Here is a 20030-nt window from a genome sequence, read left to right as displayed (position 1 = left end):
ATGCCCCAGAGCAGCCTCAGCGTCGAGGATGTGTGCAAGAGCTACCGGTCCGCGGCCCGCGCGGAGCACCTGCAGGTCCTGCGGGACGTGCGGTTCACCGTGCGGGCCGGGGAAATCGTGTCGATCGTCGGCGAAAGCGGCTGCGGCAAAACGACTTTGCTGCGGATCGTGCAGGGACTGGTGGCCGCGGACCGGGGCGTGGTGGCGGTCGGCGGGCGGCAGGTCAGCGGCCCCGGCTCGGATCGCACGACGGTGTTCCAGCAGGCCAACCTGCTGCCGTGGCGGACAGCGCGGAAGAACGTCGAGTTCGGGCTCGAAGTGCAGGGCCGGGACAAGGCCGCCCGCGTCGCCCGCGCCAGGGAACTGCTCCGGCTCGTCGGACTGGAGAACTTCGAAAACCATTACCCGCACCAGCTTTCCGGCGGGATGCAGCAACGGATCGGGCTGGCGCGGGCACTCGCGACCAACCCGGACGTGCTGCTGATGGACGAGCCGTTCAGCGCGCTGGACGCGCAGACCCGTGAGGTGCTGCAGGCGGAGCTGCTCGGCGTGCTCGAACGCACCGGCAAGACGATCGTCTTCGTCACCCACGACCTCGACGAGGCGATCTACCTCAGCGACCGCGTCGTGGTCATGGCGGCACGCCCGGGGCGGGTGCGGGAGATCATCACCGTGCCGTTCGCGCGGCCGCGGCCGTCACTGCCCGAGCTGCGCGCCGAGCAGGAGTTCCAGCAGCTGCGCCAGCACACCTGGTCGCTGATCACCTCACCGCGGGAGGACCCGGCATGAACCGCCGAACACTGGACGTCCGCGCTACGGCCGCGGAGACCGTCCCGGCCGCGCAGGTGCCCGAAACCGTTGCAGAGGAAAACGCGTCGCGGCAAGGGAAACCCGGGCGCCGGGCGTGGATCGTCCGGATCATTTCGTTCGTGGTGGTCCTCGGTGCCTGGGAAATCCTCGGCAGGCAGGTGAACCCGCTCTTCATGTCCTACCCGAGCGAAATCGCGCAGGCCGCGGTGACGCTCACCCAGAGCGGGGAGTTGCCACAGGCGCTGCTGGAAAGCCTGCGGACGCTGGTGCTCGGCTTCCTCGCCGGCAGCGTCGTGGGCATCGTGACCGGGCTCGTGGTCGGCCGGTACCGCACGGCGGAATGGGCGACGGACTGGCTGATCAACGCCCTCTACGCCACGCCGCTGGTGGCCGTGGTGCCGCTGGTCATCCTCTGGTTCGGGCTGGGCTTCGAGGCCAAGCTGTTCATCGTCTTCATCCTGACGATCTTCCCGGTGATCATCAACGTCGCGGCCGGTGTCCGGAACATCGACCGGCGCCACCTCGACGTCGGCGCGGCCTTCGCGGCCAGTGAGCGCCAGATCTTCCAGAAGATCGTGCTGCCATCGGCGCTGCCGTACATCATGGTGGGGCTCCGGCTGGGCATCGGGCGGGCGATCATCGGGATGGTCGTCGCCGAGTTCTTCACCGGGATCACCGGGCTCGGCGCCATCATCACCAAGTACGGCAACCAGTTCGACACCGCCGCGATGCTCGTGCCGGTGCTCGTGCTGATGGCGCTGGGCATCATCCTGACCGCCGGCGTCCGCGCGCTGGAGCGCTGGATCGCACCCTGGAAGCGCGACGACGAGGAGTAAGCACTTCCACGCGCACCACACGACGGCGCCGGGCGCGCTCTGGGCGTTCCGTGCCGCGCACCGGAGTTTGCGGGTGCACGACGAAGATCCGGCCGCGACGATGGAGGGCCACCTGCGGCAGTGAGCAGCGACCTGATCGCCGGGCCGGTGAGCCTGTACCCGGACCGGCTCGCCCCGGGGTGCCGGCTGCCGCAGAGTCCTGCCGTCCCGGTGGACGCCAGCGTCGCGGAATTGCGGCGCTGCGTCGAGGGTCTCCGAACCCGGATGTTTCCAGTGGGCTGAACCCTTTCCCCGTCACTCGGCGACGAGTACTGGGTACAGCGCGGGATTTCGGGGAGACACCCACGCCGGTCAGGCGCCGGGGACGATGCCGAAAGCGCGGATCTTGCGGTAGATCGTCGCGCGGGACATGCCGAGTTCCGCGGCGGCTCGTTCCTTGTTGCCGTGGTGGGTGGACAGGCTGCGGACGATGGCGTCGCGTTCGAGCGACTCGAGCTGGGTGAGCTGCCGCCGGGTGATGGTGCGGCATTCCGCGGGCAGGTCGGTGACCTCGATGGTGCCGGTGTGGCGGTGCCGCGAGGTTTCGGCCAGTACCCGGTCCAGCTGCCGGATGTTGCCCGGCCACGGCAACCGCATGAGCTGGCGCAGGCATGCGTCCGACGGCGCGAGGTCGCGGCCGCGCGCGTGGCGGGCGAGCAGCTGCGGTACGAGCGGCCGGAGGTCTTCGATGCGGTGGCGCAGCGGCGGCACCTCGACGGTGTGCGCGAAGAACGGCATCAGCCATCCGGCGGCCGAATCGCCCGGCGTGTCACCGAGTGTGACGGCGACCCAGGCCGGCGCCTCGATCGGCGGAGCCGACTGCCAGGCCGTGAACAGGTCGGTGAGACAGCGCATGCCTTCGGTCCCGAGCGTGTCGGCATGCCGCAGGATCACCGCCGGCGCGGTCGCGGTGGCCACCTCGTCGGCCAGTTCCGCCGCCCAGGCTTCATAGTCCTCAACGCCTTCGCAGTCCCGCACGATCAGGTGCCCGCTGGGCGAGTGGTGCCGCGCGACGGCCTGGGCCAGCGCCGTCTTGCCGCTGCCGCGCTCGCCCGTCAGCACCAGCCAGCTCCCGGCGGTGAAACCGGCCTGCGCGGCGGCGCAAGTCTGCCGCCAGGCCGGGCTGACACCGGCCAGGCCGGGCAGGTGCGCTTCCGCCGGACCCGCCGTGCGCTGGGCCCCGGCGTGGTTCTTCACCCGGAACACGCCGCCCGCCAGCACCGATCCCGTATACACCGGCCGGTATTCCAGCCGCGCGACCACGCCGGAGGGCAGATCGGCGAGGACCGTGACCGGTTTGGCCGCTCCCGCCACGTCGGCCGCGTGGCTGATCAGCGCCGCCCGGTCCGTGACGTCGTACAGCTCGCGGGCGTGGTTGTTGACCATCACGACGTCTTCGTTGACGGCGAGGATCGCGCCCGAGCCGCGCCGGCAGGAGGTGAGATATTCGCGGAACAGCGCCAGTTCCCGCGCGCCGGTGCCGGAGAGCATCGCCTCCTCGATCTGCCTGGCCGTCCGGCGTGCCAGCGTGAGCAGCAGCGGCCCCGGTGTCCCCGTCCACGAGGTCAGGTCGAGCACGCCGAACAGGTTTCCGCGCACCGGGTGGTAGATCGGCACCCCGGCGCATTCGAACTCCGCGAGCCTGCTGTTGAAATGCTCGAAACCCGAGACGAGCACCGGCTGCTGGCATTCGAGCGTGGTGCCGATCCCGTTGGTGCCGATGGAATCCTCGGCGTAGCTGTAGCCGGGGGCGAGCGAGATGCGGTCGAGACCGGAGTTGAGCGCGCCGTCCACGCTGCGCCGGCTGACCACCAGGCCGTCCGCGTCGGTCAGCAATACCGCGACCGGGTGAGCGGCCAGCTCCTCGCACAGGTTGTCCAGGATCGGCCTGGCACTGCGCACCAGGAGGCTCTCTTCGTCGTGGTCCGCGACGAAGACGGGATCGGGCTCGTCGGCGTCGATGTGGTTCTCCAGCGCCCGGCGCCACGACGCGGAGATGATCTCCCGCACGCCCGGCTGCGGCAGCGGCCGCGAAAGGAAGTTCTCCCGCAGCGCGCTGACCCGCTTGTCCGCCCCGTCTCCTCGCGTCGCCACCACCGTCTCCTTCGACGTCACGCGGGGTCACCGCGTCCCGGACCCCGCGACAGCCATCGTCGCGGGGCGGCGTGTGATCCGTAGTCTCACATTGAGACAGAACCTCCCTGCGATCCGCAACACACTCTTCTCCGTCAGTGACGACTTTCCGGGTGGCGAGACCCCGGTTTCGAGGAGGCGGAGTGAGCAGGCAGAGTCTCACCAAGGCGCACAACAAGATCACCGAGCTGTCGTGGGAGCCGACGTTCGCCACACCGGCGACGCGGTTCGGCACGGACTACACGTTCGAGAAGGCGCCCAAGAAGGATCCGCTCAAGCAGATCATGCGGTCGTACTTCCCGATGGAGGAGGAAAAGGACAACCGCGTGTTCGGCGCCATGGACGGCGCGATCCGCGGCAACATGTTCCGCCAGGTGCAGCAGCGCTGGCTGGAGTGGCAGAAGCTGTTCCTCTCGATCATCCCGTTCCCGGAGATCTCGGCCGCGCGGGCGATGCCGATGGCGATCGACGCCGTGCCCAACCCCGAGATCCACAACGGACTCGCGGTGCAGATGATCGACGAGGTCCGGCACTCGACCATCCAGATGAACCTCAAAAAGCTGTACATGAACAACTACATCGACCCGGCCGGGTTCGACATCACCGAGAAGGCGTTCGCGAACAACTACGCGGGCACCATCGGCCGCCAGTTCGGCGAGGGGTTCATCACCGGGGACGCGATCACCGCGGCCAACATCTACCTGACCGTGGTGGCGGAAACCGCTTTCACCAACACCCTGTTCGTCGCCATGCCCGACGAAGCCGCCGCCAACGGCGACTACCTGCTGCCGACGGTGTTCCACTCGGTGCAGTCCGACGAGTCGCGGCACATCTCCAACGGCTACTCCATCCTGCTGATGGCGCTGGCCGACGAGCGCAACCGCCCGCTGCTGGAGCGGGATCTTCGCTACGCCTGGTGGAACAACCACTGCGTCGTCGACGCGGCGATCGGCACCTTCATCGAGTACGGCACGAAGGACCGCCGCAAGGACCGTGAGTCCTACGCGGAGATGTGGCGCCGCTGGATCTACGACGACTACTACCGCAGTTACCTGCTGCCGCTGGAGAAGTACGGCCTGACGATCCCGCACGACCTCGTCGAGGAGGCGTGGAACCGGATCACGAACAAGTTCTACGTGCACCGGGTCGCGCAGTTCTTCGCGACCGGCTGGCCGGTGAACTACTGGCGCATCGACGGCATGACCGACGCCGACTTCGAGTGGTTCGAGGAGAAGTACCCCGGCTGGTACGCCCAGTTCGGCAAGTGGTGGGAGAACTACAACCGGCTGCGCTACCCGGGCCGCAACAAGCCGATCGCGTTCGAGGACGTCGGCTACGAGTACCCGCACCGCTGCTGGACCTGCATGGTGCCCTGCCTCGTCCGCGAGGACCTGGTGGTGGACAAGGTCGACGACCAGTGGCGCACCTACTGCTCGGAACCCTGCGCCTGGACCGACAAGGTCGCGTTCCGGCCCGAGTACGAGGGCCGCGACACGCCCAACATGGGCAGGCTGACCGGGCAGCGCGAGTGGGAGACGCTGCACCACGACCGCGATCTCGCCGACATCGTCAAGGACCTCGGCTACGTCCGCGACGACGGGAAGACGCTGATTCCCCAGCCGCACCTGGATCTCGACGACCCGAAGAAGCTGTGGACGCTCGAGGACCTTCGCGGCATCCGGTTCGCCAGCCCGAACGTGACGCTGAACCAGATGTCCGATCAGGAGCGCGAGCAGTGGGCCGCGGCCTACCGCGCGAACGCGAACGTGTCGGCCTGACCGGCTGAGGACCGGCGGGCGGCGGCGTGCCGCCGTCGCCCGCCCCCCGAGAATCGAGACGAGCAATGGCCGACAAGCACCGCATCTCGTTCGAACCGGTCGACCTGGAAATGGAGGTCGGCGAAGACGAGAAGATCCTGGACGCCGCGTTCCGGCAGGGGATCCACCTCATGCACGGCTGCCGTGAGGGACAGTGTTCCGCCTGCAAGTCCTACGTCCTCGACGGCGAGATCCAGATGGAGCGCTACTCGACGTTCGCGTGCAACGACGCCGAGGTCGAAGAGGGCTACGTGCTGCTGTGCCGCGCGCACGCCTTCAGCGACTGCACCATCGAACTGCTCAACTTCGACGAGGAGGAGCTGCTCAACTCCGCGCCACTGCAGGAGATCCGCACCGAAGTACTGGAGATCGTGGAGCACACGCACGACATCGTGGGTCTCAAGCTCAAGCCCGACGCGGACTACCGGTTCAAGGCCGGGCAGTACGCCGACCTGACCATCCCGGGCACGGCGGAACACCGGTCCTTCTCGATGGCGACCACACCGTCCACAACGGACCACGTCGAGTTCGTCATCAAGAAGTACCCCGGTGGCCGGTTCTCGTCGTTGCTGGAGGAGGGCATCGCGGTGGGCGACACGATCGAGCTCACCGGGCCGTACGGCACCTTCACGCTCAAGAACGGGCATGTGCTGCCGCTCGTGCTGATGGCGGGCGGGGCCGGGATGGCGCCGGTGCTCGCCCTGCTGCGGCACCTCGCCGAGACCGGCGACCCGCGCCGGATCCGGTTCTACTACGGCGCCCGTACCGCGACGGACCTGTTCTATCTCGACGAGATCAGGGCGCTGGGCGCGCGGCTGCCGGATTTCGGTTTCGTGGTCGCCCTCTCCGAGTCCGACGCGGGCGCCGATGGGCTCGGCGTCGACATCGAGTCCGGGATGGTCACCGCGGTCGCCGAGGCGCGGGAGCCGGAGCTGCACCGCAGCGAGGTGTACCTGTGCGGGCCGCCGCCCATGGTCGACGCGGCACTGGAACTGGCCGCCCGCCAAGGAGTCCCCGGCGACCAGGTCTTCTACGACAAGTTCACGACGTCCGTTCCCCAAGCCTGACAAAGGAGTTAGCGCCCATGACGAGCAGTGCGCCCAAAGTGCGCAGTTTCCCGAAGGTGGAGTTCACCGATTCCGAGGCCGGCGCGCTGGACTTCCCCAGCTCCAAGAGCCGGTCCTACAACTACTTCGAGCCGGCCAAGCTGCGGGCCACGGTGTACGAGGACGTGACCGTCGACGTGCAGCCGGACCCGGACCGGCACCTGAGCCAGGGCTGGATCTACGGCTTCGGCGACGGCCCCGGCGGCTACCCGCAGGAGTGGACGGCGGCGAAGTCCTCGAACTGGCACGCGTTCCTCGATCCCAACGAGGAATGGGAACAGACCATCTACCGCAACAACTCCGCGGTGGTCCGGCAGGTGTCGCTGGGGCTGGAGAACGCCAAGCGCGCCGGGGCCTACGGCAACTGGAACCCGGCGTGGCAGAAGTTCATCGCCCGCAACCTGGGTGCCTGGATGCACGCCGAGAACGGCATCGCGCTGCACGTGTTCACCTCGATCCAGCGGTCGGGGCCCACCAACATGATCAACAACGCGGTGGCCGTCAACGCCGCGCACAAGATGCGGTTCGCCCAGGACCTCGCGTTGTTCAACCTGGACCTGTCCGAATCGCTGGACTCCTTCGACGGTTCGGCGCACCGCGAGGTGTGGCAGGCGGCCGAAGAGTGGCAGCCCGTCCGGAAGGTCGTCGAGGAGCTCACCGCGGTCGGGGACTGGGGCGAGCTGCTGTTCGGCACGAACATCGTGTTCGAGCAGCTCGTCGGGCAGCTGTTCCGGTCGGAGCTGGTCATGCAGATCTCCGCCGGGAACGGCGACTACATCACGCCGACCATCGTCGGCACCGGCGAGCACGACTACAACCGCGACCTGCGCTACACCCGCGCGCTGTTCCGGTTGCTCACCCGCGACGAGACGCACGGCGCCGGCAACCAGGAACTGTTCGGCCAGTGGCTGGCCCAGTGGGTGCCGCCGTGCCTGGAGGCCGCGCGCGCCCTGCAGCCCATCTGGTCGCAGCCCGCCGAGACGACGCGCACCTTCGCCGACTCGTTCGGCGCCACGAAGGAGAAGTTCACCCAGCTGCTCGAGGAGATCGGGCTCGACGTTCCCAAGGAGTTGACCCAGTGAGCGACATGCGGTTCGGTTCGCAGGCCGGTGCCTCGAACATGTGCGGCGTCACGCTGATGAACACCCCGGTCGGCCGGGTGGTCGCCGACGCGATGGGCGCCAAGGAAGGCGTCACGCTCGTGGAGTACCCGTCGATGATCCGGGTGGACGGCACGAGGCTGCTGGAGTTCGACTACGACGAGCTGACCGAGGCGCTCGGCGAGCCGTTCGACGGGTCGATCTTCGAGGAGATCAGCTCCACCCACTACGGCCGGATGGTCCACCTCGACGACCGGACCCTGTTGTTCGCCAACCCGGAGGACGCCGCCGAGTACATCGGCTTCGACCTCCTCGCGCACGGCTGATCCCCCCGAACCGCGGTGGCGGGGCGCGCCGAGGCGGCGCCCCGCCACCGCATCCCACCGCACGAACGACTCCGAAGGGCAGCCGATGTACTCCAAGGACGGCGAGCAGTACTTCATCGTGGACGGGCACGTCCACATCTGGGACGCGCGCGCGTCGAACCAGAAGAACATCCACGGCAAGCAGTTCATCGACTGCTTCTACGACTACCACCGCAACCTCAGCCCGGAGGAGGTCCTCTGGGACTACGACACCTACACCTACTACGGTGCCGACCGGTTCATGAAGGACGTTTTCGGCGAAGGCCACGTCGATCACGCGATCTTCCAGGCCACCCTGCTCCGGGAGTTCTACAAGACCGGGTTCGGGCAGACCGAGGAAGCGTTCGGGCTCACCCAGCAGCATCCGGACAAGCTGACGTACAACCACGCCTACGATCCGCGTGACGAGGAAGCCGGCCTCGACCAGCTGCGCCGCGACGCCGAGCGCATGAACCTCAAGGGCGTCAAGCTGTACACCGCCGAATGGCACGGGGATTCGCGCGGGTACAAGCTGGACGACCCGTGGTCGCGCCGCTACCTCGAAGAGTGCCTCGCGCTCGGGATCAGGAACATCCACGTCCACAAAGGACCGACGATCCGGCCGCTGGACCGGGACGCCTTCGACGTGGCCGACATCGACAAGGTCGCCACCGACTACCTCGACCTCAACTTCGTCGTCGAGCACGTTGGCCTGCCGCGGCTGGAGGACTTCTGCTGGATCGCGACGCAGGAGTCCAATGTGTACGGCGGGCTCGCGGTGGCGATCCCGTTCATGCACACCCGCCCGCGCTACTTCGCCCAGATCATCGGCGAACTCCTCTACTGGATCGGCGAGGACCGGATCCTCTTCGGCAGCGACTACGCGCTGTGGACGCCGAAGTGGCTCGTCGAGCGGTTCGTGGACTTCCAGATCCCCGAGGACCTGCCCGAGTACCCGGCGATCACCACCGCGCAGAAGAAAAAGATCCTCGGCCTGAACGCGGCCGCGCTCTACGACCTCGACGTGCCGCGGGAGCTTCGGCTGCCGGCCGAGGCCGGTGAGGCCGGGGTGGGTGCGCGATGACGGTCGCCGTTTCCCTGGAGGCCGAGGTCCTCGCCGCGCTCGGCACGGTGTTCGACCCGGAGCTCGACCAGCCGGTCACCGAGCTCGGGTTCGTCCGCTCGGTGACGATCGACGACGAGGGCGTCGAGGTGCACCTGCGCCTGCCGACTTCGTTCTGCGCGCCCAATTTCGCGTTCCTGATGGCCTCGGACGCCTACGACGCGCTCACGGGCGTGCCCGGCGCGGGCCGGGTCCGCGTGCTGCTCGACGACCACCACGACTCCGCCAAGATCAACGGCGGGATCGCGGCCGAAGCGGGCTACCTCGGCACTTTCGGCGCCGAGGCCGACGAGGGCCTGGACGAGTTGCGCCGTACGTTCCGGCGCAAGGCGCACCTCGCCGCGATCGAACGGTGTTGCCGTCCGTTGCTGGCGGGCGGCGCCTGGTCGCTCGAAGAACTCCCGCTGATGGAGCTGTTCGACCTGCCCGAGGACCGGTACAAGTCGGCGTTGCTGCGCCGGCGTGAGGCGCTGGGGTTGCCCACGCACTCGCACGCCCGCGTGCTGGTCGACCACGAGGGCAGGCGGATCGCGAAGTCCGAGGCCAGGCTGTGGCTCCGGCTCGCCGCCGCCACCCGGGTGTCCATCGAGGGCAACACCCATTTCTGCCGCGGTCTGCTGGCGACCCGGTACGACGACCCCGCCGGGTCCGCCCCGGCCGTCACGAACACCAGGAGCAGCACATGAAAGCCGTCCAGGTCACCGGGTACCACCAGAACCTGGAGCTGCGGGACGTCCCCGAGCCGAAGGTCACCGGCCCGCTCGATGTCGTGGTCCGGGTGGGTGCGGCCGGGGTCTGCCGCACCGATCTCCACATCCTCGAAGGGCAGTGGGCCGAGAAGAGCGGAGTCACCCTGCCTTACACGATCGGGCACGAGAATGCGGGCTGGGTGCATGCGGTCGGCGACGCGGTCACCGAAGTTTCCGTCGGGGACAAGGTGATCCTGCACCCGCTGATGACCTGCGGGCTGTGCCGGGCGTGCCGGCTGGGCGACGACGTGCACTGTGAGAACTCGAAGTTCCCCGGCATCGACACCGCGGGCGGGTACGCCGAGTACCTGCTCACGTCGGCGCGTTCGTGCGTCAAGCTCGACGACGGCCTCGAACCCGCGGACGTGGCCGCGCTCGCCGACGCGGGCCTGACCGCCCAGCACGCGGTGGCGAAGGCGGCGAAAGTGCTGCGTCCCGGCGATGTCTGCGTGCTGATCGGCGCTGGCGGGCTGGGCCACATCGGGATCCAGAGCATGAAGGCGATGAGCGCGGCGACCCTCGTGGTCGTCGACCGCAACCCCGCGGCGCTGAAACTGGCCGAGCAGCTCGGGGCCGACGTCACGGTCGTCGCCGACGGGTCCCATGTGGACAGTGTGCTCGACCTGACCGGCGGCCACGGCGCGGAGGCCGTGATCGATTTCGTCGGTGAGGGCGGGTCGACGGCCGAAGGCGTGCGGATGCTGCGCCGCGCGGGGAACTACTACGTGGTCGGCTACGGCGAAAACCTCGACGTGCCGACGATCGACATCATCTCCACCGAGATCAACTTCATCGGCAATCTCGTCGGCTCCTACGCGGATCTGCAGGATCTGATGGTGCTGGCGGCGCGCGGCAAGGTCAAGCTGCGCACCGCCCGGTACCCGCTCGAGGAGTTCGGCCATGCCCTCGGCGACCTCGGCGCGGGCAAGGTCCGCGGCCGCGCGATTCTCGTTCCCTGAAACGGAAAGGAAGTAGGAGACCATGGCGAAGGAGCTGCGGTTCAGCGTCGATGCGCGGCGCCGGCTGGAGCTGGGGGTCAACACCCTGGCCGACGCGGTGAAGGTGACGCTCGGGCCCAAGGGGCGCAACGCGGTGCTGGAGAAACTGACCGGCCCGCCGACGATCACCAACGACGGCGTCACCATCGCGCGGGAGATCCAGCTGGAGGAGCCGTTCGCCAACATGGGCGCCCAGCTGGTCAAGGAAGTCGCCATGAAGACCAACGGCGCCGTCGGGGACGGCACGACCACGGCGACCGTCCTGGCGCAGGCCATGGTCCGCGAGGGGCTGGCCGCGCTCGGCGAGGGCGCGAACCCGATGCGGGTCCGCCGCGGGATCGAGGAGACCGTCGAGGCCGTCGTCGAATGGCTGCGCAAATCGGCGACGCAGGTCGCGGGGGAGACGGAGCTGGAGCGGATCGCGACCCTGGCGGCCAGCGACGACGAGCGGATCGGCCGGGCCATCGCGCAGGCGCTGGCGGCCGTGGGCAGGGAAGGCGTCGTGGAGATCGAGGAGTCAGCCGACCCCGGGCTGAGCGTCGAACTGGTCGACGGGATCGAGCTCGACCACGGCTACACCTCGCCGTACATGGTCACCGACCGGGAGCGGATGGAAGCCTGCTACGACGACCCGGTCGTCCTGCTGACCAACAAGAAGATCAGCCAGGTGCAGGAGCTGATGCCCACGGTCGAGGCCGCCCGCAGGCTCGACCGGCCGCTGGTGATCCTCGCCGAGAACGTCGACGGGCCCGCCCTGCAGATGATCGTGGCGGGCAACGTGCACGGCACCTGCCCGGCGGTCGTGGTGCGCGCGCCGGGCTTCGGGCACCGGCGGGTGGCGGAGCTGGAAGACCTCGCCGCCGCGCTGGGCGGACGCGTGGTCAGCGAGGACGCCGGGATCACGCTGACCGAGGTGACCGAGCGGGACTTCGGGCGCTGCGAGCACGTCACGATCACCGAGGAGACGACGACGATCATCGGCGGCGCCGGGGACGAGACGACGGTCCGGGCGCGGATCGGCCAGCTCGACAAGCAGCTGCAGCGGGCGCGCATCGAGCACGACCAGGACAGCCTGCGGCTGCGCATCGCCCGGCTGTCGGGCCGGATCGCCGTGGTCCGGGCCGGGGCCGCGACGAGCGTCGAGCTCAAGGACCGGATGCTGCGCGTCGAGGACTCGCTGGCGGCCGCCCGCGCCGCGCTGGAAGAGGGCGTCGTCGCGGGCGGGGGCGCGTCGCTGGCGCAAGCCGCGCGCTGTGTGGATCTGGTCGGGCTGGAAGGGGACGCGGCGCAGGGACGGGAGATCGTCCGCCGGGCGCTCGGGGAACCGTTGCGGTGGATCGCTTCCAACGCCGGGTACGAGTGCGACGAGGTCGTGGCCCGGGTGTCCGAAATGGACACGGGCGGTGGGTTCGACGCGCTCACCGGCGAGTACTGCGACCTCTTCGCCGCCGGTGTCGTCGACCCGCTGAAGGTGACCCGTTCGGCGCTGGAGAGCGCGGCTTCCATCGCGGCGCTGCTGATCACGACGGAGACGGCGGTGGTGGAGAAGGTGCTCGTGAACCCGGGCGCGATCCTCGCGCCGGGAGCAGGTGACCTCGCCGAAGGCATGGTGCGCCCGTCGAACATCTACTGAGCCGGGGATGACGGTGCCGCCGGGAGGTCCCGGCGGCACCGTCGCGTGCGGTCAGTCGCGCACGGCCAGCTCGCCCAGTTCGGCCCAGTCGTCCTGCTCCACCGGGACGCTGACGATGCGCGGCGTCTCGACCAGGTACTTCGGCAGCTCGGCCTGCGCGGCCTTGAAATGCGCGGAGCCGACGTGCGCGGCTCCCGCGTCGCCGTCCGCGAACGCCTCCACGAGCACGTACTCGGTGGGGTCCTCGATGCTGCGTGACCAGTCGAACCACTTGCAGCCGGGCTCGGCGCGGGTGGCCTCGGTGAACTCGCTCGCGATCCGCGGCCAGGCGTCGGCGTGCTCGGGCCGGACGCGGAACTTCGCGGTAATGAAGATCATCACGGTCCTCTCGGGTGATCGGCGCCGTCCGCTGTGGACAGGGCGGTTTCCATGTTCCCAGGGATAGCGCACCACGGCGGGCGAAAGGGTCTCAATCTGAGACAGGGGAGCGCGCGCTCCGCTCGTACGCTCGGTCCGAGTGCTGAGGAGGACGCTGATGCTCGACGTGGAGTATTGGACGGCGGCCGCGCTGGTCAGGATCCGGCGGGCGCCGCGAGGAGTGCTGAGCGCCGACCTGCTCGACGGCCTCGGCGCGGCGGTCGGCTATATCGGGGACAGGCCGATCGTCCTCACCGGTTCCGGTGGCGTGTTCGCGCCGGACCTCGACCCCGCGCCCGAGGCGGCGAGCCGGTTGGCGGACGTGCTGAGCGCCTTCCGTGCCCACGCGTCCCCGGTGGTGGCGGCGATCAACGGCGACGCGATCGGCGCGGGCTACGCGCTCGCGTCCGCGGCGCGCGCCCGGGTCATGTCGGGAGGCGACATCTGCCCGGTGCCGGGCGGATCGCGCTTCAGCGTGGCGGCGGCACTGGCCGAGGGCCTGGTCGAACGCGCCTGCGCCCCGGCGGACCTGCTCGGCGAGGCCCTGCATCTGGCGAGGTCTCTCGATGACCGCCACCCCGCCGTCCCCGTGGGCGGCTAGCGGCGCGGGGTCGTCGTTCCTAGTGGATCAGGTCCGGGCGGACTCTGGTGATCTCCTGGGTCAGCTGCCGGACCGTGGTGCTGTTCGGCAGTTTCAGGTCCACTTCCGGACCGGCGTCGGGCCGGGGTTTCACCAGCGCGCCGTGCCGGTTCGCGAAGCCACTGTCCACTGGGGTGAACACCAGGGCCGGCAGCAGGGACTTCGAGTTCGGGTCGCCCTTGACCGGTGGGCGCGGTTCCTGGCCGCGGACCGCGCGCACCTCGTCCCACGCGATCAGGTCGGATTTCCGGCCGGCCCACCACCACAGTCCCCGTGCGTCGACGACGAAACGATGCCTGCGGGGGACCGAGCCGATCATGACGAACAGGCCGCTGAGCGCGAGCGCGCCGAAGAGGAACGACACGGCGGTCGGAGAAAGATCCTTCGCTCTCGATGACGCTGATGGGTGCCCGGCCTCCGGGAACAGGGCGACCAACCCGAAGAAGACGAACAGGGCCAGCCCGCCGAGGAACAGCCACCGCCCGGACCGGTATTCGATGACGGGAGCCCCAGGTTCGGGCGATGAGGTCTTTTCGGACACGACCGGCAGCGTAACCGACGACGGACTCACCCCGTGCCAGCACGCGTGTTCCGGCCGAGTTTTCGGACGTCCACCGCAGGATCCCGCAGGTATTCGGGGGCGACGACGGCCGCGCGGGCGATCAAGCGGCGGGCGGCCCGCAAGGCCTTGCCGCCGTTGATCGACGCGCAGCCGGTCAGGCGGCCGTCCGTGTCAAGACGGAAGGCGAGGCGCGACGCCGGACCGGACTCGCGGAAGACGGTTTTACCGGGGACGGCCATGGTGCCGACGGCCTCCACGTGCAGGCCGTAGCGATCGGACCAGAACCACGGCGGCGGGCGAGTGTCTGCGGCGAGGCCGAGGAGTGACCGGGCGGTCGCGGTGCCGTCGAGCATCGCGGACTCCCAGTGTTCGCCCCGGCGTTGCAGGGTGCCGTCGGGCAGGCGCGTGCGGGCGATGTCGCCGACGGCGTAGATCGCGGGGTTGCTTGTCCTGCCGGCGGAATCGACGACGATCCCGCCGTCGACCGCCAGGCCGGCGGACGAGGCGAGTCCAGTGTGGACTTCGAGGCCGACCGCGGCGAGCACCGTGTCCGCGCCGACCCGCACACGTTCGCCGTCGTGACGCTCGATCTCGGCGAAACCGCCGCCGATCCGGGACGGCGTGCCGTGGAGAAAACGCACCCCGTGCTTTTCGTGCTGTGCCTGGAGGAACACCGCCAGCTCCGGCCCGACTGCGGGCACGAGGGGCACGGCCACGGGATCCACCAGCGTCACCGCGACGCCCAAAGTCCTGGCGCTGGAAGCGACTTCGGCGCCGATCAGGCCCGCGCCGACGATCACCAGTTCGCCGCCCGGCCGCAACGTTTCGCGCAGTCTGTCGGCGTCGGCGCGGGTGCGCAGGACGCGTCCACCGGGCAGCGGGCGGGGGAGTCCGCCGGTGGCGAGGACAACCGCGTCGGACGCGAGTTCTCTGCCGCCGACGAGAACACCGCCGGTACCGGCCGACAACCGCGTGACACGGCCGGTGATCACCTCGACGGCGTTGTCGTCGTACCAGGCGGACGGCGCCAGCTCCAGGGTGGCGTCGCCGGTCAGGTACGCCTTGCTCAGCGGCGGCCGGTCGTAGGGCAGGCCCTGCGGATCGACGATCCGCACCGTGCCGTCGAAGCCGTTCGCCCGCAGCTGGGCCGCCACGGTGAACCCGGCAAGGCCACCGCCGACCACGGTGACCGAGCGAAGGGGGTGCATGTGTGCTCCGTTCCTGGGCGCGTCAGAGCATCGAGCTGCCGCCGTTGACGCTGATGGTCTGCCCGGTGAGGTAGGACGCCTCCTCGGACGCGACGAAGGCGACCGCGGCGGCCACTTCGGCGACGGTTCCGGGGCGCCGCATGGGGATCGTCGCGCGGATCCGGTCGAAGAACCCCGCCATGTCACGGCGTTCCGCCTCGGGTGCGGCGGCGAGGCGAGCGTCTGCTTCCGGGGTGGTGATCCAGGCCGGCGCCACGGTGTTCACGGTGATTCCGTGTTCGGCGTACTCCCGTGCCAGCCCGGTGGCGAACGCGTGCACGCCGCCTTTGGCCGCGTTGTAGACGGCGTGCCGGTAGAGGCCGTTGCGCACCGATTCCGCGCCGATGTTCACGATCCGGCCGTACCCGGCCCGGGCCATGAGGGGCAACGCGGCCAGGGTGCAGTAGAGCGTGGTCCACAGGTTGCGATCGATGGTCGCCCGCAGCGTTTCCTCCGTGTGCGCCGGCGTGGGCAGGATGACGCCACCACCGGCGCAGTTGATCAGCACGTCCGGCCGTCCTGCCAGCGAAATCAACGCCTCGGCGGTTTCCCGGCGGCTCAGGTCCCCGGCGTGGGCGGCCGCGCCGAGTTCGTCCGCCGCGGCCTGCAGGCGGTCGCTGTCCAGATCACCCAGGACCAGGGTGGCGCCTTCCCGCGCGAGACGGGCGGCGATGCCGAACCCGATCGGGCTCGCGCCGCCGGTGACGACAACGACGCGTCCGGCGAAGCGCTCACTCATGATCGCCCGCCAGCACGTAGACCTTGCCATCCTCGACGGTGGTGGCATAACGGCGCAGGTTCACCGTCGCGGGGAAGCACAGAGCCTTCCCGTCGCGGACGTCGAAGCGGGCGTTGTGCAGCGTGCAGGTGACTTCGAAACCGTCGAGATCACCTTCCTCGCCGAGCGACCACTTCTCGTGCGTGCACACGTCGGAGGTCGCGTAGAACTCACCGTCCACTTTGTACACGGCGATCGCCTCGTGGTCCCCTGCCACGGTCATCGCCTCGCCGTCCTCGAGTTCCTCGGCCGCGCAGGCCAGAATGCGGTTCATCGCGGTCACTCCTCAAAGGACGAACGAGATCTTGCCCTGCGGATCCAGCCGGTCGTGCGAGAGCACGGCCTTCTTCCGGCGGATCTTCAGCGTTTCCGGTCCCGGCACCAGCTCGTAGAAGTAGTGGCCCGCGTACTGGTCGAACTTCCCCGCCTTCATCCGCGACACCAGGAAACTCGCGGACACCGACACCGAATCCGCGGCGCGGCCGAGAATCCGGACGTTGCCGATGATCCGGCTGGTCCGTGAATGCGGGAACTCCGCGTGCGCCTCGGGTTTCTTCAGCCGGACCACGCGCTGTTCGAGCATGGTGCGGCGGTCGTGGATGAGCGACCACGTCAAGGCAGGGTCGGAGCCGGGCGCGTCGGTGGCCGGGACTTCGTACGTGCAGTCGAGAGTGAACAGCTCCAGCCATTCCTCCAGCCGCCAGTCGTCGAGCAGGGAGGCTTCCCGGTAAAGGAAATCCTCGATCTCCGCGCGGGTGGGCGTCGTCATTTCAGGCTCCCTGGGTCTCGCGGGCGGGCCGGTCGAACGGCACGAACTCGTCGACCTCGCGCGGCCGTTCTTCGCCGGTCACGACGGCGTTCCACTGCCGCCACCACGCGCGCATCTGCAGTTCGTCGTTGGCGGCCGGCCGGGGTTTGCCCATCCCCTTGGAGATGTCCGACCACGGCATCTCGCGCCGCGCGCTGAATCCGCGCTGCGCCTGTTCGAGCGCTTCGACGTCGTCGGGCGTGGCCAGGCCGGCCGGGCCCCAGAACGTCAGGGCGTTGTCGATGCGGTACCGCAACGATTCCTGCCCCAGGCCGCGGGGCGCGATCTGCCAGCTGGAGACCTGGGTGCGGTCCGGGCCCAGCGGCATGATCGTCCGCAGTATCATGCCGAAGTTCAGGTCGATCAGCACGAAGTTGGGGAAGAAGATCGTGTTGCGGGCCAGGTCGAACACCGCCGCCGCGTAGGACTCGCCGAACCGTTCGGCCGCGCGGGCCCGCAGCACGCCAAGGTCGCGGGTGACGGTTTCCGTTGCCAGCGGCAGCCCGTTGCCCGGGTACATCAGGGTGGCGTGCCCATGGCCGAACTCGGTGCCGAGGCCCGCGGGCGGGACGCCGTTGGTGCCGGCGTCGCCCAGCATCGGCGGGGTCTGGCCCAGCTCCCTCATCATCTCGAAGTAGGTGTGGTGCACCGATTTCGCGTGGTAGCCGTCGATGCTGTTCTCCACGAGCAGTTTCCAGTTGGCGTTCAGCGTGTAGTCGTGCGTTCCGGGCAGGATCTCGATCCCGTCTTCGGACTGGTCGGCGGCGAGGTCGAGCAGGTAGGCCGAAGTGCCCAGCCAGGCGTGGAGATCCGGTGGGTCCGCGGAGAAGTTGACGAAGTAGAAGCCGCGGTAGGACTCCACCCGTGGCCCGGGAAGACCTTGGTAGACCTCGACGGGGGAGCGCGCGTAGTCCTCGGCGGCGGGCACGTTCACCAGTTCGCCCGAGTTGCGGTAGGCCCAGCCGTGGTAGAAGCAGGTGAAGATCTTGGCGTTACCGGCCGGATGCCGGCACAGCGAAGCGCCCCGGTGCCGGCAGGTGTTGAGCAGCACGCGGACGTCGCCGTGGCGGTCGCGGTTGAAGATGACCGACCGGCCGCCGACGTCACGGGTGCGGAAGTCGTTGCGGCGCGGGAGTTCCGACTCGTGCCCGGCGTAGAGCCAGGCCGGGCCGAAGACGAGTTCCCGCTCCTTTTCGAAGATCTCCCGCGAGGTGAAGACCTCGCGGTTGACCTGGAAGAGCGATGCTTGCCGGTCGTCGATGACGTAGGACATGGGCGCTGACGTTAGGAACGCCGACACGCCCGGTGGGCCGCGGTTCCGGCCGCTGGAACCGCACCGCCCCATGGCGGCCTTGCTGGTTACCGTCACCGGAATGCGCATCGTCGAGCATCACGACGCCGAAGGACCGGACAAGATCCTGCACGTCCGCTCCGTCGGCTGCGACGTCAACATCATCGTGGGCACGCACGATCCCGCCGGGGTCCCGTTCACCACCGTGGAAATCCTCCCGCACGAACCGGACGACGACGGGGTGAACTGGTTCCACCTGGGGACCTCGAACGTCGTCGTGCTGCCCCTGGACGGAAAGGCCCGGCCATGAGCCGGTTCCTCGGGATCGGCATGACGCACTACCCGCTGCTCGCCGGCACGGACGAGCACATGGCAGGCCTGCTCCGGTGGACGCTCGAGGACCCCGGGATTCCCGGCGAGGAAAAGGATCCCGCGAACTGGGCCGAAACGATGCGGGCGGAATGGGGCCAGGACCAGGGCCGTTCCTCGGCCGCGACGCACCGGGCCCGGCTCCTCGACGGGCTCGCCCGGTGCCGCGCCGCGCTCGACGAGTTCGGCCCGGACGTGGTCGTCGTGTGGGGCGACGACCAGTACGAGAACTTCCGCGAAGAGGTCGTCCCGCCGTTCTGCGTGCTCGCCTACGACGATCTCGAGGTCCCCGCGTTCGAGGTCATGAACGAACGCGGCAGCCCCAACGCCTGGGGCCTGCCGGACGACTTCCACGTCACGCTGCGCGGGGACGCGAAAACGGCAAGGGAACTCGCCGACGGGGTGATCAACGACGGCGTCGACATGGCCTACTCGTACCGAAAGCGGGCCGGCGCGCATTTCCCGCACGCGATCCTGAACACCCAGTTGTTCCTCGACTACGAGCACGCGGGCGCGGAATTCCCTTATCGCCTCTTACCGGTCACCGTGAACTGTTACGGGCAGCACGCGATCGCCCGGAAAGGCGGGCTCGCCCGCTTCGCCGACATCGCCGACGAAAAGCTCGATCCCTCCGGACCCAGCCCCGCGCGCTGCATGGCGGTGGGGCAGGCGATCGCGCGGCACTTCGCCGGGAGCGACCAGCGCGTGGCCTTCATCGCCTCGTCGAGCTGGTCGCACGCGTTCCTCGCCGACGCGCTGTGGCACATCCGGCCGGACACCGAGGCCGACGAACGACTTTACCGGCTGATGACCGAGGACCGTTTCGACGAGCTGGCCGCGGTGACGAGCCACGAGGTGGTGGCGGCCGGACAGCACGAGATCCTGAACTGGTTCTGCCTCTTCGGGGCCGTCCAGGAACTGGGCCTCGGCCGGGAATGGTCCACTTTGGTCACCACGGAGGTGTTCAACTCCACCAAACCCTTCGCGGTGTACCGCTAGGTGCTGGTTCATAAGGGGCGGAGCCGCTTGCTGTGGGCCGTGCGCTGGCACCGCCGGGGGTTTGAATCGGTGGAGTCGCGCGGAGCGTGTCGGTTGAGGGTGGCGGTGGGAGACGGGTGGGCGGTTCCTGGCGAGGACAGCGCGGACGCTGTGAGGGTGCTGTCGCGCGGAGCGTGTCCGCCGGGGGTGGTGGTCGGGCTGGCGGGTGGGAATTCTTGAGGAGGCGATCCC

General features: G+C 69.2%; 22 protein-coding genes. 14 read left to right on the top strand and 8 right to left on the bottom strand.

All coding sequences use genetic code 11. The annotated features are described in order from the left end of the window. The 3 genes from FPZ12_RS18350 to FPZ12_RS45640 all read left to right on the top strand — a co-directional run bounded on the left by FPZ12_RS18350 (window position 1) and on the right by FPZ12_RS45640 (window position 1928). On the top strand, window positions 1–789 hold the full coding sequence (locus FPZ12_RS18350) for an ABC transporter ATP-binding protein (RefSeq protein ID WP_144751770.1): 789 nt from the start codon (window positions 1–3) through the stop codon (window positions 787–789). Continuing rightward, complete coding sequence (locus FPZ12_RS18345) at window positions 786–1646, top strand: ABC transporter permease (RefSeq protein WP_144751773.1); 861 nt, start codon at window positions 786–788, stop codon at window positions 1644–1646. Before FPZ12_RS18350 ends, FPZ12_RS18345 begins: the two co-directional genes overlap by 4 nt. A gap of 120 nt (window positions 1647–1766) precedes the next feature. Next, window positions 1767–1928 carry a hypothetical protein gene (locus FPZ12_RS45640; protein ID WP_166462807.1) on the top strand — a complete coding sequence of 54 codons (162 nt, stop codon included), beginning with the start codon at window positions 1767–1769 and terminating at the stop codon, window positions 1926–1928. A gap of 69 nt (window positions 1929–1997) precedes the next feature. On the opposite strand, the gene FPZ12_RS18340 is transcribed toward FPZ12_RS45640, so the two are convergent. Then, complete coding sequence (locus tag FPZ12_RS18340; protein ID WP_243769906.1) at window positions 1998–3779, bottom strand: sigma-54-dependent Fis family transcriptional regulator; 1782 nt, start codon at window positions 3777–3779, stop codon at window positions 1998–2000. 182 nt (window positions 3780–3961) lie between these two features. Here FPZ12_RS18340 and FPZ12_RS18335 point away from each other — a divergent pair, with 182 nt between their 5' ends. The 8 genes from FPZ12_RS18335 (at window position 3962) to groL (ending at window position 12688) form a co-directional block, all read left to right on the top strand. Beyond that, window positions 3962–5596, top strand: coding sequence for a ferritin family protein (locus tag FPZ12_RS18335; protein WP_144751776.1), 1635 nt, complete (start codon window positions 3962–3964; stop codon window positions 5594–5596). A 65-nt stretch (window positions 5597–5661) separates the two neighbouring features. Next, the gene (locus FPZ12_RS18330; RefSeq protein WP_144751779.1) at window positions 5662–6702 is read left to right on the top strand and encodes an FAD-binding oxidoreductase; all 1041 of its coding nucleotides are present in this window, start codon (window positions 5662–5664) and stop codon (window positions 6700–6702) included. Window positions 6703–6719: 17 nt separating this feature from the next. After that, a complete protein-coding gene (locus tag FPZ12_RS18325; RefSeq protein ID WP_144751782.1) occupies window positions 6720–7823 on the top strand; it encodes an aromatic/alkene monooxygenase hydroxylase subunit beta in 1104 nt (367 codons plus the stop codon). A 5-nt stretch (window positions 7824–7828) separates the two neighbouring features. Beyond that, window positions 7829–8167, top strand: coding sequence for a propane 2-monooxygenase effector subunit MimD (mimD, locus tag FPZ12_RS18320; protein ID WP_166462812.1), 339 nt, complete (start codon window positions 7829–7831; stop codon window positions 8165–8167). An 85-nt stretch (window positions 8168–8252) separates the two neighbouring features. Further along, window positions 8253–9269: an amidohydrolase family protein gene (locus FPZ12_RS18315; protein WP_144751787.1), complete on the top strand. Its 1017-nt coding sequence runs from the start codon at window positions 8253–8255 to the stop codon at window positions 9267–9269. Continuing rightward, entirely contained in the window at window positions 9266–9994 is a 729-nt protein-coding gene (locus tag FPZ12_RS18310; RefSeq protein WP_144751790.1) for a metal-sulfur cluster assembly factor, read from the top strand. The genes FPZ12_RS18315 and FPZ12_RS18310 overlap by 4 nt, the downstream gene beginning before the upstream one ends. Continuing rightward, a complete protein-coding gene (locus FPZ12_RS18305) occupies window positions 9991–11016 on the top strand; it encodes an NAD(P)-dependent alcohol dehydrogenase (protein WP_144751792.1) in 1026 nt (341 codons plus the stop codon). The genes FPZ12_RS18310 and FPZ12_RS18305 overlap by 4 nt, the downstream gene beginning before the upstream one ends. Before the next feature lie 22 nt (window positions 11017–11038). Beyond that, window positions 11039–12688, top strand: coding sequence for a chaperonin GroEL (groL, locus tag FPZ12_RS18300; protein ID WP_144751795.1), 1650 nt, complete (start codon window positions 11039–11041; stop codon window positions 12686–12688). Window positions 12689–12739: 51 nt separating this feature from the next. Here the strand turns inward: groL and FPZ12_RS18295 are convergent, their stop codons facing one another. Next, entirely contained in the window at window positions 12740–13066 is a 327-nt protein-coding gene (locus tag FPZ12_RS18295; RefSeq protein WP_144751799.1) for a putative quinol monooxygenase, read from the bottom strand. Between the two features lie 157 nt (window positions 13067–13223). On the opposite strand from FPZ12_RS18295, the gene FPZ12_RS18290 reads away from it, so the two are divergent. Then, window positions 13224–13706, top strand: coding sequence for a Clp protease/crotonase-like domain-containing protein (locus FPZ12_RS18290; RefSeq protein ID WP_144751802.1), 483 nt, complete (start codon window positions 13224–13226; stop codon window positions 13704–13706). A gap of 19 nt (window positions 13707–13725) precedes the next feature. On the opposite strand, the gene FPZ12_RS18285 is transcribed toward FPZ12_RS18290, so the two are convergent. The 6 genes from FPZ12_RS18285 to FPZ12_RS18260 are packed head-to-tail and all read right to left on the bottom strand — an operon-like array spanning window position 13726 to window position 18413. Continuing rightward, entirely contained in the window at window positions 13726–14286 is a 561-nt protein-coding gene (locus FPZ12_RS18285; protein ID WP_144751805.1) for a hypothetical protein, read from the bottom strand. A 26-nt stretch (window positions 14287–14312) separates the two neighbouring features. Then, the gene (locus FPZ12_RS18280) at window positions 14313–15515 is read right to left on the bottom strand and encodes an NAD(P)/FAD-dependent oxidoreductase (RefSeq protein ID WP_144751808.1); all 1203 of its coding nucleotides are present in this window, start codon (window positions 15513–15515) and stop codon (window positions 14313–14315) included. A gap of 22 nt (window positions 15516–15537) precedes the next feature. Further along, on the bottom strand, window positions 15538–16293 hold the full coding sequence (locus tag FPZ12_RS18275) for an SDR family oxidoreductase (protein ID WP_144751811.1): 756 nt from the start codon (window positions 16291–16293) through the stop codon (window positions 15538–15540). Then, the gene (locus FPZ12_RS18270; protein WP_144751814.1) at window positions 16286–16606 is read right to left on the bottom strand and encodes a non-heme iron oxygenase ferredoxin subunit; all 321 of its coding nucleotides are present in this window, start codon (window positions 16604–16606) and stop codon (window positions 16286–16288) included. Before FPZ12_RS18270 ends, FPZ12_RS18275 begins: the two co-directional genes overlap by 8 nt. Before the next feature lie 12 nt (window positions 16607–16618). Continuing rightward, window positions 16619–17101 (bottom strand): aromatic-ring-hydroxylating dioxygenase subunit beta, encoded by a 483-nt coding sequence (locus FPZ12_RS18265; RefSeq protein ID WP_144751817.1) that lies wholly within the window; start codon window positions 17099–17101, stop codon window positions 16619–16621. A gap of 1 nt (window position 17102) precedes the next feature. Beyond that, window positions 17103–18413, bottom strand: a complete 1311-nt coding sequence (locus FPZ12_RS18260; RefSeq protein ID WP_144751820.1) for an aromatic ring-hydroxylating oxygenase subunit alpha — start codon at window positions 18411–18413, stop codon at window positions 17103–17105. Between the two features lie 100 nt (window positions 18414–18513). On the opposite strand from FPZ12_RS18260, the gene FPZ12_RS18255 reads away from it, so the two are divergent. Together FPZ12_RS18255 and FPZ12_RS18250 are read left to right on the top strand one after the other, a co-directional pair. Further along, window positions 18514–18741 (top strand): hypothetical protein, encoded by a 228-nt coding sequence (locus tag FPZ12_RS18255; RefSeq protein ID WP_144751823.1) that lies wholly within the window; start codon window positions 18514–18516, stop codon window positions 18739–18741. Further along, window positions 18738–19799 carry a DODA-type extradiol aromatic ring-opening family dioxygenase gene (locus FPZ12_RS18250; RefSeq protein ID WP_144751827.1) on the top strand — a complete coding sequence of 354 codons (1062 nt, stop codon included), beginning with the start codon at window positions 18738–18740 and terminating at the stop codon, window positions 19797–19799. The genes FPZ12_RS18255 and FPZ12_RS18250 overlap by 4 nt, the downstream gene beginning before the upstream one ends. Window positions 19800–20030: the final 231 nt, after the last annotated feature.

The organism is Amycolatopsis acidicola (assembly GCF_007713735.2).
GTDB lineage: Bacteria > Actinomycetota > Actinomycetes > Mycobacteriales > Pseudonocardiaceae > Amycolatopsis_E > Amycolatopsis_E acidicola.
This window is presented reverse-complemented; position numbering and strand designations above follow the sequence as displayed.

Coding starts and splice junctions, on each gene's coding strand:
- FPZ12_RS18350 (WP_144751770.1), top strand. CDS start 1: ATGCCCCAGAGCAGCCTCAGCGTCGAGGATGTGTGCAAGAGCTACCGG.
- FPZ12_RS18345 (WP_144751773.1), top strand. CDS start 786: ATGAACCGCCGAACACTGGACGTCCGCGCTACGGCCGCGGAGACCGTC.
- FPZ12_RS18330 (WP_144751779.1), top strand. CDS start 5,662: ATGGCCGACAAGCACCGCATCTCGTTCGAACCGGTCGACCTGGAAATG.
- FPZ12_RS18325 (WP_144751782.1), top strand. CDS start 6,720: ATGACGAGCAGTGCGCCCAAAGTGCGCAGTTTCCCGAAGGTGGAGTTC.
- mimD (WP_166462812.1), top strand. CDS start 7,829: ATGCGGTTCGGTTCGCAGGCCGGTGCCTCGAACATGTGCGGCGTCACG.
- FPZ12_RS18315 (WP_144751787.1), top strand. CDS start 8,253: ATGTACTCCAAGGACGGCGAGCAGTACTTCATCGTGGACGGGCACGTC.
- FPZ12_RS18310 (WP_144751790.1), top strand. CDS start 9,266: ATGACGGTCGCCGTTTCCCTGGAGGCCGAGGTCCTCGCCGCGCTCGGC.
- FPZ12_RS18305 (WP_144751792.1), top strand. CDS start 9,991: ATGAAAGCCGTCCAGGTCACCGGGTACCACCAGAACCTGGAGCTGCGG.
- groL (WP_144751795.1), top strand. CDS start 11,039: ATGGCGAAGGAGCTGCGGTTCAGCGTCGATGCGCGGCGCCGGCTGGAG.
- FPZ12_RS18295 (WP_144751799.1), bottom strand. CDS start 13,066: ATGATCTTCATTACCGCGAAGTTCCGCGTCCGGCCCGAGCACGCCGAC.
- FPZ12_RS18290 (WP_144751802.1), top strand. CDS start 13,224: ATGCTCGACGTGGAGTATTGGACGGCGGCCGCGCTGGTCAGGATCCGG.
- FPZ12_RS18280 (WP_144751808.1), bottom strand. CDS start 15,515: ATGCACCCCCTTCGCTCGGTCACCGTGGTCGGCGGTGGCCTTGCCGGG.
- FPZ12_RS18275 (WP_144751811.1), bottom strand. CDS start 16,293: ATGAGTGAGCGCTTCGCCGGACGCGTCGTTGTCGTCACCGGCGGCGCG.
- FPZ12_RS18270 (WP_144751814.1), bottom strand. CDS start 16,606: ATGAACCGCATTCTGGCCTGCGCGGCCGAGGAACTCGAGGACGGCGAG.
- FPZ12_RS18265 (WP_144751817.1), bottom strand. CDS start 17,101: ATGACGACGCCCACCCGCGCGGAGATCGAGGATTTCCTTTACCGGGAA.
- FPZ12_RS18260 (WP_144751820.1), bottom strand. CDS start 18,413: ATGTCCTACGTCATCGACGACCGGCAAGCATCGCTCTTCCAGGTCAAC.
- FPZ12_RS18255 (WP_144751823.1), top strand. CDS start 18,514: ATGCGCATCGTCGAGCATCACGACGCCGAAGGACCGGACAAGATCCTG.
- FPZ12_RS18250 (WP_144751827.1), top strand. CDS start 18,738: ATGAGCCGGTTCCTCGGGATCGGCATGACGCACTACCCGCTGCTCGCC.